General features: G+C 60.4%; 18 protein-coding genes. 14 read left to right on the top strand and 4 right to left on the bottom strand.

The window, feature by feature from the left end; genetic code table 11:
- The first annotated feature begins 30 nt into the window (after nucleotides 1–30).
- The 6 genes from JJE47_06170 (at nucleotide 31) to JJE47_06145 (ending at nucleotide 4,698) form a co-directional block, all read left to right on the top strand.
- Complete coding sequence (locus tag JJE47_06170; GenBank protein MBK5267006.1) at nucleotides 31–396, top strand: hypothetical protein; 366 nt, start codon at nucleotides 31–33, stop codon at nucleotides 394–396.
- A gap of 72 nt (nucleotides 397–468) precedes the next feature.
- Nucleotides 469–915: an SRPBCC family protein gene (locus JJE47_06165; protein ID MBK5267005.1), complete on the top strand. Its 447-nt coding sequence runs from the start codon at nucleotides 469–471 to the stop codon at nucleotides 913–915.
- A complete protein-coding gene (locus JJE47_06160; GenBank protein ID MBK5267004.1) occupies nucleotides 912–2,090 on the top strand; it encodes an ArsA family ATPase in 1,179 nt (392 codons plus the stop codon). The genes JJE47_06165 and JJE47_06160 overlap by 4 nt, the downstream gene beginning before the upstream one ends.
- A complete protein-coding gene (locus JJE47_06155; GenBank protein ID MBK5267003.1) occupies nucleotides 2,087–3,028 on the top strand; it encodes an ROK family protein in 942 nt (313 codons plus the stop codon). Before JJE47_06160 ends, JJE47_06155 begins: the two co-directional genes overlap by 4 nt.
- A gap of 19 nt (nucleotides 3,029–3,047) precedes the next feature.
- Nucleotides 3,048–3,467 carry a DUF1232 domain-containing protein gene (locus tag JJE47_06150; GenBank protein ID MBK5267002.1) on the top strand — a complete coding sequence of 140 codons (420 nt, stop codon included), beginning with the start codon at nucleotides 3,048–3,050 and terminating at the stop codon, nucleotides 3,465–3,467.
- Nucleotides 3,468–3,501: 34 nt separating this feature from the next.
- Nucleotides 3,502–4,698, top strand: coding sequence for an aminotransferase class I/II-fold pyridoxal phosphate-dependent enzyme (locus JJE47_06145; protein MBK5267001.1), 1,197 nt, complete (start codon nucleotides 3,502–3,504; stop codon nucleotides 4,696–4,698).
- Here the strand turns inward: JJE47_06145 and glgP are convergent.
- Nucleotides 4,669–6,792, bottom strand: a complete 2,124-nt coding sequence (gene glgP / locus JJE47_06140) for an alpha-glucan family phosphorylase (protein ID MBK5267000.1) — start codon at nucleotides 6,790–6,792, stop codon at nucleotides 4,669–4,671. The genes JJE47_06145 and glgP overlap by 30 nt on opposite strands.
- A 127-nt stretch (nucleotides 6,793–6,919) precedes the next feature.
- Between glgP and fabD the strand changes: the two genes are divergently transcribed.
- Genes fabD through fabF form a run of 5 tightly spaced genes read left to right on the top strand, consistent with a single transcriptional unit; the run spans nucleotide 6,920 to nucleotide 11,259 of the window.
- Nucleotides 6,920–7,846 carry an ACP S-malonyltransferase gene (gene fabD, locus JJE47_06135; protein ID MBK5266999.1) on the top strand — a complete coding sequence of 309 codons (927 nt, stop codon included), beginning with the start codon at nucleotides 6,920–6,922 and terminating at the stop codon, nucleotides 7,844–7,846.
- A gap of 34 nt (nucleotides 7,847–7,880) precedes the next feature.
- Nucleotides 7,881–8,990: a ketoacyl-ACP synthase III gene (locus JJE47_06130; protein MBK5266998.1), complete on the top strand. Its 1,110-nt coding sequence runs from the start codon at nucleotides 7,881–7,883 to the stop codon at nucleotides 8,988–8,990.
- On the top strand, nucleotides 8,987–9,730 hold the full coding sequence (fabG, locus tag JJE47_06125; GenBank protein ID MBK5266997.1) for a 3-oxoacyl-[acyl-carrier-protein] reductase: 744 nt from the start codon (nucleotides 8,987–8,989) through the stop codon (nucleotides 9,728–9,730). The genes JJE47_06130 and fabG overlap by 4 nt, the downstream gene beginning before the upstream one ends.
- A gap of 35 nt (nucleotides 9,731–9,765) precedes the next feature.
- Nucleotides 9,766–10,011 carry an acyl carrier protein gene (acpP, locus tag JJE47_06120; GenBank protein ID MBK5266996.1) on the top strand — a complete coding sequence of 82 codons (246 nt, stop codon included), beginning with the start codon at nucleotides 9,766–9,768 and terminating at the stop codon, nucleotides 10,009–10,011.
- A gap of 6 nt (nucleotides 10,012–10,017) precedes the next feature.
- The gene (fabF, locus tag JJE47_06115; protein MBK5266995.1) at nucleotides 10,018–11,259 is read left to right on the top strand and encodes a beta-ketoacyl-ACP synthase II; all 1,242 of its coding nucleotides are present in this window, start codon (nucleotides 10,018–10,020) and stop codon (nucleotides 11,257–11,259) included.
- Here the strand turns inward: fabF and JJE47_06110 are convergent.
- On the bottom strand, nucleotides 11,256–11,534 hold the full coding sequence (locus JJE47_06110) for a hypothetical protein (protein ID MBK5266994.1): 279 nt from the start codon (nucleotides 11,532–11,534) through the stop codon (nucleotides 11,256–11,258). The genes fabF and JJE47_06110 overlap by 4 nt on opposite strands.
- The gene (locus tag JJE47_06105) at nucleotides 11,531–12,277 is read right to left on the bottom strand and encodes a hypothetical protein (protein MBK5266993.1); all 747 of its coding nucleotides are present in this window, start codon (nucleotides 12,275–12,277) and stop codon (nucleotides 11,531–11,533) included. Before JJE47_06105 ends, JJE47_06110 begins: the two co-directional genes overlap by 4 nt.
- 59 nt (nucleotides 12,278–12,336) lie before the next feature.
- Between JJE47_06105 and JJE47_06100 the strand changes: the two genes are divergently transcribed.
- Nucleotides 12,337–12,849: an NUDIX hydrolase gene (locus JJE47_06100; protein ID MBK5266992.1), complete on the top strand. Its 513-nt coding sequence runs from the start codon at nucleotides 12,337–12,339 to the stop codon at nucleotides 12,847–12,849.
- A gap of 137 nt (nucleotides 12,850–12,986) precedes the next feature.
- Here the strand turns inward: JJE47_06100 and JJE47_06095 are convergent, their stop codons facing one another.
- Entirely contained in the window at nucleotides 12,987–13,637 is a 651-nt protein-coding gene (locus JJE47_06095) for a histidine phosphatase family protein (protein ID MBK5266991.1), read from the bottom strand.
- An 87-nt stretch (nucleotides 13,638–13,724) separates the two neighbouring features.
- On the opposite strand from JJE47_06095, the gene JJE47_06090 reads away from it, so the two are divergent.
- Nucleotides 13,725–14,924 carry a DNA polymerase IV gene (locus tag JJE47_06090; GenBank protein MBK5266990.1) on the top strand — a complete coding sequence of 400 codons (1,200 nt, stop codon included), beginning with the start codon at nucleotides 13,725–13,727 and terminating at the stop codon, nucleotides 14,922–14,924.
- A gap of 38 nt (nucleotides 14,925–14,962) precedes the next feature.
- The gene (locus tag JJE47_06085; protein ID MBK5266989.1) at nucleotides 14,963–15,271 is read left to right on the top strand and encodes a DUF3040 domain-containing protein; all 309 of its coding nucleotides are present in this window, start codon (nucleotides 14,963–14,965) and stop codon (nucleotides 15,269–15,271) included.
- Nucleotides 15,272–15,288 lie beyond the last annotated feature (17 nt).

Here is a 15,288-nt window from a genome sequence, read left to right as displayed (position 1 = left end):
ACCGAGATGTCCTTCGCTCATGGAGAAGTCGTGGAGTTCGCCGGCTATCGCATCGGCTTCGTCGGTGGTGCCCATGCGGCTCCGCTGGAGGGCTCAATCTCGGTCTCAGAATCTGACGTTGAATCGATGTTGAGCAGTTTCGGCTACGTGGATATTCTCTGCTCCCACATTCCGCCGGCCATTGACCCCCTCCGGGTCGACGTCATCACCGGGCACCGGGAGCGGGCCAGTCAGGCACTACTCGACTACGTCAAGGCAACTCAGCCCGAATACCACCTGTTCGGTGACGTCCATCAACCCCAGGCCGCCCGCTGGAAGATCGGGTCGACACACTGTCAGAATGTGGGCTACTTTCGGGCTACCGGGCGTCCGTTCGAACTTCCCGACCGCTTCTAACCCGGATGAACCCCGGTCCAGGTAGCCCGGTGCTCCGCTAGCCTCTACGGAACGCAAGTCAGAGGTACCAACATGTCCGACGGGACCGTCCAGAACATCGAAATCAGTGCCCCCATAGAGTTGGTGTACGAAGTCGCCGCAAACCTGGCGCTCTATCCCGACTGGGCGAACAGTGTCAAAGGTGTCGAGGTGCTTGAAACGGATGCCGATGGGTCGCCGCGCCGGGCTCAGTTTCGAGTCGACGCCATGCTCAAGGAGATCAGCTATGAGCTGGTTTACGAGCATGAAGCGCCTCATCTCATGTCATGGACCGCCGTTCCCGGGCCGGACATAGAGGCGATGGAAGGCTCATACGAATTCTCTGAGACCGATGACGGGGGCACATCTGTCGTCTACGCCCTTCAGGTCGAGACCACCCTCGTGATCCCGGGGTTTTTGCGGAAACAAGCCGAAAAGACGCTCGTCTCAACTGCCTTGCGGGGGCTCAAACGCCGCGCTGAGTCACTGGCGCGCGAATGAGGGTCCTGCTCGTCACCGGCAAAGGTGGCGTAGGGAAAACAACCGTTTCAGCCGCGACCGCGTTGGCGTCGGCCGATGCCGGGTATCGGACGCTCGTGACATCGACCGACCCGGCTCACAGTCTGGCTGACGCGTTCGATCTTCCACTCGGGGACACGCCGAGCGAGGTGGTCCCCAACCTCGACGGTCAGCAAATTGACGGTCAGCGGCAACTCGCCAAACACTGGGGTCAGATAGACGACCAACTGAAGGCCGTATTCAATTGGGGTGGGGTAACCGGGATCGAAGCCGAAGAGTTTCTGGTGTTTCCTGGCATGGATGAGCTGTTTGCTCTCCTTGAGGTCAATGACCATGTTCGGTCCGGCAAATATGACGTGATCGTGGTCGACTGCGCACCAACGGCCGAGACGCTGCGACTGCTCAGCCTCCCCGAGGTTCTGTCGTGGTATTTCGAACGGGTGATGCCGACCGAACGCAAGATCATGCGGGCGGCCCGACCAGTGCTTGAGCGGGTCACGAAGCTTCCGATGCCCTCAGAGGCGGTGTTTGCAGCAGCTGACAACATCTTTGCGAACATCGAGGCCGTCAAACGTTTGCTCGCTGACAGCTCGATCACGACTGCCCGGATCGTCATCAACCCCGAGAAGATGGTCGTCAATGAGGCAAGGCGAACCTACAGCTACCTCAGTCTCTTCGGATACGCGGTTGACGCAGTCATCGTGAACCGGGTACTCCCCGACAGCATCGATGACCCGTACTTCAAGGAATGGCAGCGGGTCCAGGCCCGCCACCTCGTGTCGATTGACGAATCATTCCCCGATACGAGCCGGCTCCGGCTACGCCTGTTTGACGAAGAGATGGTCGGGCTCGACCGGCTCAGAATTCTGGGCGGTGAGTTGTTCGGGGATCATGATCCGATTGCCAGCTATGAAGCGAGGCCACCGTTCGTCGTCACCGAGGAAGGGAGTGACGTCATCATGACGTTGACCGTCGGGTACGCAGATGAGGGCGAGCTCGATGTCATACGGCATGGAGACGAGCTGTACGTAACCGTCGGCCCGTACCGCCGGGCATTTATCCTCCCGGATTCGCTGAAGCGACGGATCGTGACCGGAGCGAAGTTGTCTGGTGTTGAACTCAAAGTACGGTTCTCCTTAGAAGAGACCACCGGTTGAGCGGTCCAGTCGCGATCGGGGTTGATCTGGGCGGTACCAAGATGGTCGCGGGTCGAGTTACCCCGGATGGAATGATCTCAGACCTCGTCATCCGACCCCGCCCGACAAATGCCGCGGCCATGCTCATCGAACCGTTTGAGATCGTCGACTCCCTCATTACGCCTTCAACCGTCGCGATTGGCCTTGGAGTGGCGGGCCTCGTCGATAGCCGGAGCGGCCGATTGGCGTGGGGACCCAACGTTCCCGGTGAGAACCTCGCCTTCGGGGATCTTGCCGAGGATCGCTTTGGCCTCCCGGTCGCGGTGGACAACGATGCCAACTGTTGGGCACTCGCCGAAGTAACGGTCGGCGTCGCGGCAGGATTTGACCATGTCGTCGTGCTAACCCTGGGAACCGGCATCGGCGGTGGGATCATTACCAACGGTGAGGTGTATCGCGGTAACGCCTTTGCCGGGGAATTCGGCCACATGGTTGTCGATCCGGGCGGCCTGGTGTGCACTTGTGGGAACCGGGGCTGCTGGGAAACCCTCGTTTCAGGTCGACGGCTCGATGAACTCGCCCGTCGGATCGTTGAAGACGAGCCCGAGGGCGCCGTGGCTCAGTTGGCCGGCGGCGATCGGGCCGTCGGCCGGCATCTGCTGGGACCGGCCTTGTCCGGTGATCGGGCGGCTGTCGAAGCGTACCGCCTGGTGGGCGACTGGCTGGGACGAGGTTTGGCTTCCCTGGCCGCCGTCCTTGATCCCCAGTTGTTTGTGATCGGCGGTGCGGTCGCCGAGGCCGACGATCTCGTGCTCGGCCCGGCCAGGATCGCCTTTCTGGCAGCGCTGGAGGGTGCCGGTCACCGACCGACGCCGACCATCGTAAAGCGTCACCTGGGGGCGGCCGGCGGTGCAGTTGGGGCAGGCTTGGCAGGGCATTGGCTCGTAAGCAACCCATAAAGCGGTATCCTGTCGTCGTATGGCAGAACCTCTACGACCTGACGACGTGTTAGCCCCTGATGGGACCGTGCTTCGGCGCTATGGGCCGATCCTGCTCGAAGGGGCACTGGCGCTTCCGAACCTCGCCAAGCTTCTGGTGCGTTTGGTTCGTGATCCCCGGGTTCCGGTTCGTTCGAAGGTGCTGATGGTCGGCACGCTCGCCTATCTGGTGACTCCGCTTGATCTCATCCCGGATATCCCGGTGATCGGGCAGACCGACGACCTACTCCTCATCGCCTACTCGCTCAATCACCTCATCAAGACGGCGGGCCGCGACGTCATAACCGAACACTGGGATGGAAGCCAGGATGTCTTGGCCTTGATCGAGAACCTGGTCGGCCTTGGTACCAACCTCATGCCGTCGAGGCTTCGCAAGATCCTGGACCGTTTCGCCAGCTAGGACCCGTTAAGCTGGGTCCTGTCACGAGGAGAATCTGTTGGAGTTCCGTCGCATAGGAAACCTACCGCCTTATGTTTTCGCCCAGATCAATCAGCTGAAAGCTGAGGCCCGTCGGGCTGGTCGAGACGTCGTCGATCTGGGATTTGGTAATCCGGATATTCCTACCCAGGACATCGTCGTCGACAAGTTGTGCGAAGCCGCCCAGGTCGGTAAGAACCATCGGTATTCGCAATCACGCGGAATACCCAACCTGAGAAAGGCGGCCGCCGATCGCTATCAGCGTCGGTTCGGCGTCACTCTCGATCCGGAAACCGAAGTCATCAGCACGATCGGCGCCAAAGAAGGGCTGTCGCACCTCATGTGGACGCTCGTCCAGAAGGGCGATGTAGCGCTCGTACCCGAACCGTCCTATCCCATTCATATGTATGCGCCGTTGTTGGCTGGGGCTGAGGTCCGCAGGGTCCCGGTGTCAGCCGGAGACGAGTACTTCGACGCCTTGGCAGCGGCGTTCCTGGACAGCTGGCCGCGGCCAAGAGTCATCATCACGTCATTTCCTCACAACCCCACCACGGTATGTGTGAATCTCGATTTTTTCGAGAGGTTGGTCGATTTCGCCAAGGAACATGACGTCTTCCTGGTTCATGATTTTGCATATGCAGATATCGCGTTTGACGGATATCGGCCGCCATCTCTTTTGCAGGCGCCCGGCGCCAAGGACGTGGGAGTCGAGCTGTACACGCTTACCAAGAGCCACTCAATGGCCGGCTGGCGGGTCGGTTTCGTTCTCGGGAATCGGGAAATGGTCGGTGCGTTGGCCAAACTCAAGTCATACCTTGACTATGGCACGTTCCAGCCGATTCAGATTGCGTCCATCATCGCCCTGAATGAGGGTGACGATCACGTCCTCGAGGTCAATGCCATCTACGAGAAACGGCTCAACATTCTCATTGATGGCCTCAATCGGGCTGGTTGGGTGATCGAGAAACCCAAGGGCACGATGTTCGTTTGGGCCCCGATCCCGCCGGCCTATTCGCACATGGGATCGCTCGACTTCACGGTTCATCTGCTCGAAAACGCCAATGTGGCGGTTTCGCCCGGGGTGGGGTTTGGCACGCATGGAGAAGGCTTCGTCCGATTTGCCCTCGTGGAAAACGAACATCGGATCGGCCAGGCGGTCCGCTCGATTCGTGAGATGATGGCGTCAGAGACCGAGCGGAACGTACGCCTTTGATACGTAATCGGCGACCATGCGAAGTGACGAGAAGTCGCCGGCACTTGAGGCCATAGCTTCCTTCATGAGTTGCACCCAGCCAAGTGGAATGCCACTGTCGTCGCGGTCATAGAACAACGGTACGATCTGTTCCTGAAGTAGCTGGTAAAGAGCGATCGCATCCTCGGCGTCCTGTTTGCCGTGGTCGCCAATGTCTGTCTCGTGTCCAAACGCCCAGCCGTTCTTTCCGTTGAATCCTTCGATCCACCAGCCGTCAAGAACTGACAGATTGAGGACGCCGTTCATGGCCGCTTTCATCCCTGACGTGCCCGAGGCCTCCTCAGGAGGGCGAGGGTTGTTCAGCCAGACGTCGACCCCCTGAACGAGGAACCTGGCCATCCGAATGTCGTAGTCCTCGAGCAGGTACACATGGCCTTTGAGTTCGGGTGAGTGAGACAACTCATGGATGTGTTTGATGAGGGCCTGACCCTCCTGGTCGGCCGGGTGAGCCTTCCCGGCGAACACCAGCTGGACCGGTCGGTCCGGGTTTGTGAGTATCGCCTGGAGCCATGGCACGTTATGGAAGAGGAGGGTGGCCCGCTTGTATGTAGCGAACCGTCGAGCAAAGCCGATGGTCAACCGGTCAGAAGGCATCATCCGGTCGACCGAGCGGAGCTCGTCGGGGGAGCCGCCGTGTCGGGCGAGCTGGCTCCGGATTCGTCCCTGGGCGAAGGTGGAGAGCACATCCTTGCGGTTCTGGTGGGCGTCCCAGACCTCCTGGTCAGGCAAGTCGCGGATGATATCGGCCGTCTTGGGGTCTTCGATGAGGCTGGTCGACCAATCCGCCCCGACCGTTTCCCGGATCAGACGCTTGAGAGGTCTGCTTAGCCAGGTGGGCGGATGAACTCCGTTGGTGATGCCGTATCCCGGTGTGGTCAACAAGTGGGACCAATCACGGTCGACGATCTCTCCGTGTCGTTCCGACACGCCGTTGACCGAACTCGCCAGTCCGATTGCCAGAGCGCCAAGGTCGAACATGGTGGAGTCGCCCTTGCGAGAGCTGGCCAGGTGTCGGAGGTGATCGAGATCTGCGCCGACCGAGTTGGGCCAATGCCCGAGATACTTTTCGGCCAGGCCAAAATCGAAGCGTTCGTTTCCGGCCGGGACAGGTGTATGGAGCGTGAAGAACGTGCTGGAACGGACCGCCCGCTCTGCCTCGTCAATCTTCATGCCACCGGCCACATGTTCACGGATACGCTCAAGGAGACTCATGGCGGCGTGGCCCTCGTTGACGTGCCAGACAGCAGGTTCAATGCCCAAAGCTTGGAGGGCTCGTACGGCGCCGACGCCGAGAACGTATTCCTGACAGAACCGCGCTTCGCGGCCCCGTACATAGAGCATTGAGGTAATCGGCCGATCCGACGGATCGTTCTCCATGATGTCGGTATCGAGGAGGAGCAGCGAGACCCGCCCCACGGACAGAACCCATACGGCGGCTTTGACGACCCGCCCTGGAAAGTCGAGGGAGACCTTGAGATGTCCGCCGGTCGGCGAGGCCACCGGTCGGACGGCCAGGCGGGCTATGTCGAGGATGGGGTTCAGGTTCTGCTGACTACCAATCGCACCGATCTGCTGGCGGAAATACCCGCGCCGGTACAGGAGTCCGACGCCGACGAATGGCACACCGAGGTCTGAGGCAGATTTCGTGTGGTCACCGGCGAGGACACCAAGGCCACCCGAGTACATCGGCAACGACGAATGAATGCCGAACTCTGCGCAAAGATAGGCAACCGAGGTATCGCCGGTCCCGTGATTTCGCTTGTACCAGGTGTCCTTGGCTGACATGTACGCGTCAAAACGTCGAACGGTGTTTGCATACTGATCGGCAAAGGATTCCGATTCGGCCAGACGTTGCCAGGTCGCACGGTCGACCGCTCCGAGCATTTCGACCGGATTCCTGTACCGATCCCAGAGTTGTGTATCAACCGCTCGCCAAAGGTCGGCTCCGGGCTCATCCCAACTCCACCAGAGGTTGTAGGCGAGATCGTATAGACGACCGAATCGCTCGGGAATAGGTAGTTCGGTGGTAGCGAGCGTCGGGATCTGAATGGACACGATGGGTAATACCTTGATGGGGAGAGGGGAGTGTAAACACCTGTTCGAGACAAGACGAACCCTCCCGACCGACTGCGGGTCCACTGAGTAACCTGGTCAAACCTGGCCGAGTCGAAGAAGGTGTTCCATGAATTACGCATTGCTCTTTCCAGGTCAGGGTGCCCAATACGTCGGTATGGGGAGTCACCTGTTCGAAGCGGATCCTCGTCTTCTCGTTGATCGAGCAGACGAGCTTCTTGGTTGGTCTCTCAAGCAGATGTGTCTCGATGGCCCCGAAGACGCACTCACCCGGACGGAGCATGCTCAGCCGGCTCTCTACGCCCTCGCCTTCGCTCAATGGGAGGCTTTTTCAAAACGAGTGCGTATCCCCCCGATCGCCGCGGCTGGTCACTCGCTCGGCGAATACACCGCACTGACGGCAGCCGGGGTTCTGAGTTTTGATGACGGTCTGCGACTGGTTGCCAAGCGGGGCCAGGCGATGGCTGCCGCCGCCGACCGGGAGCCGTCAGCGATGGCTGCCCTGTTGGGGGCTGCCCCGGACGTTGCCGAAGCGATCGCTGCTGAACGGCGGGAATCCGGGGGTCGTCTGTGGGTTGCCAACCTCAACGCTCCCGGTCAAGTGGTGGTGGCTGGTGGCGAACCCGATATTGACTGGGTGGTCGACAACGCTCGCTATCTCGGGGTCAGAAGGGCGGTCAAGCTCAACGTGGCAGGAGCCTTCCATACGCCTTTCATGGCTCCCGCTGCCCGGGAGTTGGCCGCCGCCGTTGCGGACGTAGCGTTTGGGACGGCTCGATTCGACGTATACGGAAATGTGACTGCCGCACCCTTGGTCGGGCCGGTGGGGGACACTCTGGTTGAACAGCTAACGTCGCCAGTCCGCTTTGAGGAGTCTTTGGCGAACATGGCCGAGGCGGGGGTCGACGTCTTTGTACATGTGGGACCAGGGGACGTGACGGCCGGTATGGCCAAACGGTCGGCGCCAAGCGCAGAAGTGCTTATTGTGAATGACCCGGCGTCGCTTGAGGCTGCGGTTGACCGACTTGCGCTCTAGAGTCCACCCAACAAGTTTCTTGGAGGAGTAGCCAGTGCGATACGCGACCATCACCGGGTGGGGGAAGGCGATTCCTCCTGCGATCCTGTCGAACGCCGATCTTGAGACGATCATGGACACGTCGGATGAGTGGATTTCGACAAGAACCGGCATCAAAGAACGTCGGATTGCCGAAGTCGAAACTTCTGACATGGCGGCGCTCGCCGGTCGCCAAGCCATCGCGGCGGCCGGTAAGACGCCCGAAGATGTTGACTTGATCGTGCTGGCAACCTGTTCGCCCGACACGTTGTTGCCGTCGGCCGCCGCCTGGGCGCAAACCAAACTGGGCGCTACGAACGCGGCTGCTTTCGACCTCAACGCGGCCTGCAGTGGCTTTTTGTACTCGCTGATCGTGGCCACGAACATGATCAAGGGTGGCACCAGCAAGTGCGCTCTGGTTATTGGATCGGAAAAGTTGCACAAATATGTGAACTTTCGCGATCGCACGACGGCTGTCCTGTTTGGCGACGGAGCCGGCGCAGTCTTGCTCGAGGCGGTCGAGCAGGATGAACCCATCGGTCTCATCTCTTCTGAGATGGGTCTTGAGGTTGGGACCGAAGAATTGTTATGGGCTCCGCAAAGCGGAATCAGTGGCTATACCGATGAACCGGTTACCTCGAACCGGGCGATTCAAATGGGCGGCTCCGAAGTGTTCAGGCGAGCAGTCACCATGATGGCCGATTCGTCGGAACGAGTTCTGGCAGAGGCCGGTTGGGAAGCCGACGATGTCGATCTCATGATCCCGCATCAGGCCAACGTACGGATCATTGATGCGGCGACTCGTCGCCTGGGACTCGACGAGTCGAAAGTGTTTGTGAACATTGCCTCCTACGGCAACACGTCAGGGGCGACGATCCCGATCGCCCTGGCGGAAGCCCTCGAAGAAGGGCGAATTCAGCCGGGTGCCAAGCTGGTTTTTGCCGCGTTCGGGGCTGGATTGACGTGGGCGGCCGCTACGTTTCAGTGGGGCGATCGGATTACCCCAATCGAGGATTATCAGGTGGAGTTCCCTTCGAGTGATCTCACCGGCATCGACCTGATTCAACCGAACCTCGACTACTTCGGGCGTAATGATGTTCCTGGCGACGGAGCCGGCAACCCATGAGCGAGCCGGGACGAGTCGCTCTCGTCACCGGCGGATCCCGGGGCATTGGTCGGGCCATCTGTGAGCGATTGGCGGCCGACGGGCATCGGGTCGCCGTCAACTACAGCACGCGGGCTGACGCAGCCGAAGAAGTGGTGGCTGCCATCGTCGCGACCGGAGGAACGGCCATCGCGGTCGGGGCTGACGTCGGTGATGCGTTGGCCGTCGAGGCCATGTTCACGACCGTCGAATCTGCCTTCGGGCCCGTAGAGGTGCTTGTGAACAATGCAGGAATCACCCGCGACGGTCTCCTGATGCGAATGAGCGAAGCTGATTGGTCAGACGTCCTGGTTACGAATTTGTCCTCTGTCTATCTGTGTACGCGCCGCGCCATGAAGGGCATGGTCCGGGCGCGTTGGGGTCGCGTCATTTCGGTGTCCTCGGTATCTGGTATCGCAGGCAATCCGGGTCAGGCGAACTACGCCGCATCGAAGGCGGGCATCATTGGATTCTCCAAATCGGTCTCCAAAGAAGTCGGATCACGCAATATCACCGTGAATGTCGTTGCCCCGGGATTCATCGAAACCGACATGACAGATGCCCTTGGAGAAGGGGCGAAATCGGCCGTGACCGACAGCATTGCGGTTGGCCGATTGGGAACAACGCAAGAAGTTGCCAGCGCAGTCGGCTATCTTGCCTCTCCGGAGGCCGCCTATATTACTGGTCACGTACTCGTGGTTGATGGCGGAATAGCTCTCTGAGACATAGAAATACACCTACGGAGGAGGATCCGAACATGGATCGTGCAGAAATCGAAAAACGAATGAACGGGTTGCTTGTGTCCGAGCTAGGCCTCGATGAGGCCAAGCTGAATAATGCGGCTCGTTTCGAAGAAGATCTCGAAGTCGACTCCCTTGGCGTGGTTGAGCTGCTCATGGCCCTGGAGGATGAGTTCGGCGTGTCGATTCCCGACGAAGAGGCCGAGGACATCGCCACCGTCGGGCAGGCGGTTGACATCGTCATCGCCAAACTCGCTTCGTAGCTTCCTATGTCCCGGCGGCGCGTAGCGGTAACGGGTCTTGGCACCATCAACCCGCTCGGGCATGATGTTGCCTCGACCTGGACGGCAATCATGGAGGGTCGGTCGGGGGTAGCCCGGATTACCCGTTTCGATCCTGATCGGCTTGCCACACAGATTGCCGGCGAGGTGAAAGGGTTCGATGCCGCCGAGTACTTCGGGTCACGCGAGGCCAAACTACTCGACCGATTTGCACAGTTTTCCCGGGTCGCGGCCGATCAAGCGATGGCCGACGCCGGGATTGCATTTGAAGAAGGTGATCCGGCCGCGAGCCGTGCCGGAGTGGTTCTCGGGGTGGGGATCGGTGGGATGGACTCGTTTATCGAGGGCCTCGACGTATTGCGTGAGCGGGGTCCCGGCCGCATCAATCCGTATACGATTCCCAAGCTGATTTCCAACATGGGCGCCGGCGTGGTGTCGATGGCCCATAACCTGCTCGGTCCGTCGATGTGTACCGTGACCGCCTGTGCGGCGTCAGCCAATGCCATCGGGGACGCGGCTGAAATTATCCGTCGGGGAGCAGCCGATGTGATGGTTGCGGTCGGATCCGAAGCGGCCGTCAATGAATTCGCAATGGGATCTTTCAATCAGTCGAGAGCGCTTTCGACTCGCAATGATGAACCGGAGCGCGCCTCTCGGCCTTTCGATTCCGATCGCGATGGCTTCATACTGGCCGAGGGTGCAGCTGCGCTTGTCCTGGAGGATTACGAAGCAGCCGGGGAGCGCGGCGCGACGATCTATGGGGAGATCCTCGGTTACGGAATGTCGTCAGACGGCTACCACATGACCTTGCCCCGGCCAGGCGGGACCGGAGCGGCCGCCGCAATGACCGCCGCGCTGCGAGATGCAGATTTGCCGCCTGAGGCCATCGGATACATCAATGCACACGGAACCTCGACGGCCGCCAACGACGCGACGGAAACCGCTGCGATCAAGCTGGCATTTGGCGATCACGCCTACGACCTGGCCGTTTCGTCGACCAAATCGATGACCGGCCATTTGCTGGGCGGAGCCGGTGCTGCCGAGGCCGTACTGACGCTTTTGGCAATGCGCAACGGTATTCTGCCTCCCACGATCAACCTTGAAACCCCCGATCCAGAGTGTGACCTGGACTACGTACCCAACCAGCCGAGGAAAGCTGACGTGAGCGTATCGATGTCGAACTCGTTCGGGTTCGGAGGCCACAACGTGGCGCTGGTCCTCGGTCGTTAGACCGGATCTTCTGGGACTTCGCAACCAGGGCCTGACTCCGGGCGGCGGTCGGCCGTGGCGTTTCGGAATTCCTCGGCTGACCGCATCGCGAGCACCATCACGGTCCCGACGCCCACCATGGCGATGATCCCTGATACAACCGCCGCCACGGTTGCCCAGCCGGGGCAGGATTCCGGCCCACAGGTGGCGCTCGTTACCGACCAACCGAGGCCCGCCCCGATGAGCGTGCCGACCAACGTTGGTATGGCGAACCAGGGATTCGGATAGCGCCTCATGGATGTTTCCTTCCGTGACGGTCTCGACCGATCTCTTCCATGAGGCCTGGGGGGGTCATTTCGGCGAACACCGGCCGGGCATCAACGCGCCGGGCCTCGAGTGGGCGTACCGCCCGCAGGGCCCCTGGAGACCAAGCGAGCGCCGAGCAGACGGTCACGAACGCAGCGATGGCCAGCGAGGGCCACCCAGGGACACTGAAGGCCACAAGAAGGCCCAGGACCGGGTAGATCATCCTGAGGCTCCACAAGGTGGCGAGGTGAGCGCGGCCGTATGACCAGGCGACCACGACAGTTGTCGTGCAAAATGCCCAATCCCAAAGACCTGGTTCGCGGAGCAATCCGATGACCGCAGAAGAACCCAAGAGAGTCAGCGGAAGAAGTACGGCGGCGTTGGGAGGGGCAACTGCCTTGCGGAGTTGACGAACCCAGCCATCGAGTGACGGCAGACCGAGCGCCACGCCGGCCAGGGCAGTGAAGGCCAGCGGGATCCATCCCGTATCGAATACGACGAACATGGCTGATTCGACGGCAAGTGGCGCCCAAAGGAATCGACGGGCCCACTTGCCGCGGGCGAGAAAGAGGCCGACCAAGCCGACTGTGGTGATGAGAAGGAGACCGAGGCCGACCAATAGTTGCCGATCCGTGGCGCCCGAGGAGAAAGCCGCCCCGACGGCGGTGGTGATCGCCGCGACCATTTGCAGACCGCCGGTCAGAGTGGGAGGGGTATCGGTGCCGCGTCGCATAGGCTCCATTATGGCTGCTCCGGGTGTGTCTCGAACCTCAGGTCGGTACCATGCCAGTTATGACACACTCCCACCAATGGCCAGGTGCGTACACGTTCTGTCCGTGGTGTGGAAGCGAACTTGGGGTGGCCGTCAAAGGTGGCAAGCCGAGAGCGTCGTGTCCATCGTGTTCTTTCGTTCACTTTCGAAACCCAGGGGTCGGAGCGGCCGTCGTGATCATCGACACGGTCGGTCGCATTCTCATGGTCAAGCGGGCCAAGGGAGCGACCAGAGCCGGGTATTGGTCTGTTCCGGCCGGGTTTGTCGACTACGGCGAAGATGTCAGGCAAGCTGCTCGACGAGAGCTGTTGGAAGAGACCGGATTGATTGCTGAGATCGGCGATGTCCTGCATGTTGCCTCCAACTTTCACGACCCCAACAAACTCACCATTGGCATCTGGTTCGCCGGGTTGGTTACCGGCGGAGCTTTGCTTGCCGGTGACGACGCCGAAGAAGCCGACTACTTCCACCTCGACGCACTACCACCTCTCGCCTTTGACACGGATCGCGAGTTCCTGCAAGGGCTGGGTTAGGGAGCCTGTCAGCTGGGGGCGGTGTGAGGCAGGTTACGTGCTTGGTGGGGGGAGCGAGCCTCCTTCCCATCGAGTTTCGGCGATGGGTCCCTTCCCCCCGGTCACTCGCTTTGCTGGTTGGGGGGATCGACCTCCGTCTAGGCGAGCCCCTCAGTGGGATCGACGGACTCAGTTGGGGGGAATGCTTCTTGATCTTCAGGGTCGTAGCGGGCGGCCTCTTTCCAGTCCGACGATGGCTGGAAGGTGTGGACCGTGGCGTGTTTTGGCTTGTCGGTGTGTTGTGCGGAGAGCGGGGTTCCGGTGAGAACCAACCGGGCAACCTGAACCGGGTCCTGGTGGGAGACGATGACGACGTCACCCTCGGCATGTCGTTCGTTTATGGCCCTGATGACAGAGGTCATACGGTCTCCGAGTTCCTGGAGTGACTCGGGGGAAAACGGTAGGTCCCATGGGTGCGCCAGATAGGCCTCCAGTTCGCCCGGTCTCCGCTCTGGAAGGTCTTCCCATACGATGCCCGCCCAGAGGTCGCTCAGAGCCCATTCGGTCAGGTTCTCCTCAACTCGTACAGGCAGGCCGTGTCGGGCGCTGATGGTGCTGGCGGTTAGTAGTGCCCGTTCCAGTGGAGATGACCACACGGCCACGATGGGTTGACCGGCCAGGTAACGGGCGGCTTCGATAGCCTGTCGTTGCCCCCTTTCAGACAGCCCGAATTGGGGGAGCCGGCCATAGACGAGGTGTTGAGGATTGTGAACTTCTGCATGTCGAACGAGATGGATGAGATTGGCCATGGAGGTCGAGTGTAGAAGTCTCCAACCGTTGGGCGGTGGACCAAACCCCGGCCGATCGGAGGGAGATCGGAGCGGTAGGCTGGGGACATGCGGTTCGCCGAGCCAATCATTCACATCGATATGGACGCGTTCTTTGTGGAATGCGAGCGGCTGTTCGATCCGACGCTGAAGGGAAAACCGGTGGCGGTCGGAGGCGGAGGTAATCGCGGCGTAATCGCGGCAGCCTCGTACGAGGCCAGAGCATTCGGAGTTCACTCGGCGATGCCAACCGTTCGAGCCAAACGCCTGTGCCCAAAGTTGGTACTCATCCCATCAGATCACGGTCGTTATGGCGAGGTATCACGACAGGTCTTTTCACTTGTAGAAGAGGAGGTACCGGTTGTCGAGCGGCTCAGCATCGATGAGGCCTTTCTCGACGTGTCGGGCCTCACCTTGCTCTACCCGCACAGTCGATCCGTGGCGGTTCACCTTCGCAAGCGGATCAGGCACGAGGTTGGAATTCCTGCTTCGTGCGGCATCGCTTCGAACAAATTCCTTGCCAAGCTGGCCAGTGGCAAAGCGAAACCAGATGGGATATTTGTCATGGAGGCGGAACGCCAACTGGCAGTGCTCCACGCGTTTGATGTTCGAGCCATGTGGGGGGTCGGGGAAGCCACGTATGCGGGGCTTGAGCGATTAGGTGTGCAAACCATCGGTGACCTTGCCGGGGTGGGTGACAGGACCCTGCAACGGACGTTCGGGAGGTCCGCAGGGAGCTCTCTCTACCGGTTGTCAATGGGTATCGACGATCGGGTCGTCGAACCGCATGGTGAGGCCAAGTCGATCTCGAATGAACAAACGTACGACGAAGATCTTCAATCTGACGAGGAGATTCGAAACGAGGTAAAGCGACACGCCGATCGTCTCTCCACGCGTCTCCGGCAAGCTCACATGGAGGCCAAGACGGTGTCGATCAAGATTCGCTTCGATAGCTTCGAAACGATCAGCCGATCGTTGACGCTGCCGTCTCCGACGGCAGTCGGCCAGGATCTCATGAATGCGGCGGTTCAGTTACTTGATCGAGCGGGTATTCAGGGGCGAAGGGTCCGGCTGATCGGAGTTGGCGGATCGGCCCTGGTTCCGACCTCCCAGGCTGTCCATCAACTCGCCACGGACCGACCGGCCAGCTGGGATGACCTGGCCGAGGCGGTCGGCGAAATCCGGGACCGGTTCGGCCACGACGCGGTCGTCCCTGCCGTCGTTCATCAGAAAAAAGAAAACCCTACCTCCGATATAGCCGCGGGCTGACGTATACTGGCCTCACGACGTTTTCGGAGTATGCACCAATGGGCCTTGATGATCGCGAGCAGCGGATCCTCGACGAGATAGAACGCCAGTTCTACGACGAGAACCCGGATTTGGCGGACGCAGTCCGCAATATCGCGCGGGTGCCGATGAGCGTTGGGCGGTTGCGGATTGCTGGTGTTCTGGCCGTTATCGGCCTGGTGTTTCTGGTTTATATGTTTCCAAAGGACACGATCGTGGCATCGATTGGGTTCATCGTCATGGTTGGTTCGGTGTTTGCCATCGTGCAAGGGAGGCGGCCCAAAGTCGTCGATCGTCGCCACTCAACCGATGCCCGCGCCGAAGATTGATCGTTTCCTAAACGAAC

The organism is Acidimicrobiia bacterium (assembly GCA_016650365.1).
Classification (GTDB): Bacteria; Actinomycetota; Acidimicrobiia; order Spongiisociales; family JAENVV01; genus JAENVV01.
The sequence above is the reverse complement of the archived record's forward strand: the minus strand, read 5'-3'. Positions and strand labels throughout refer to the sequence as shown.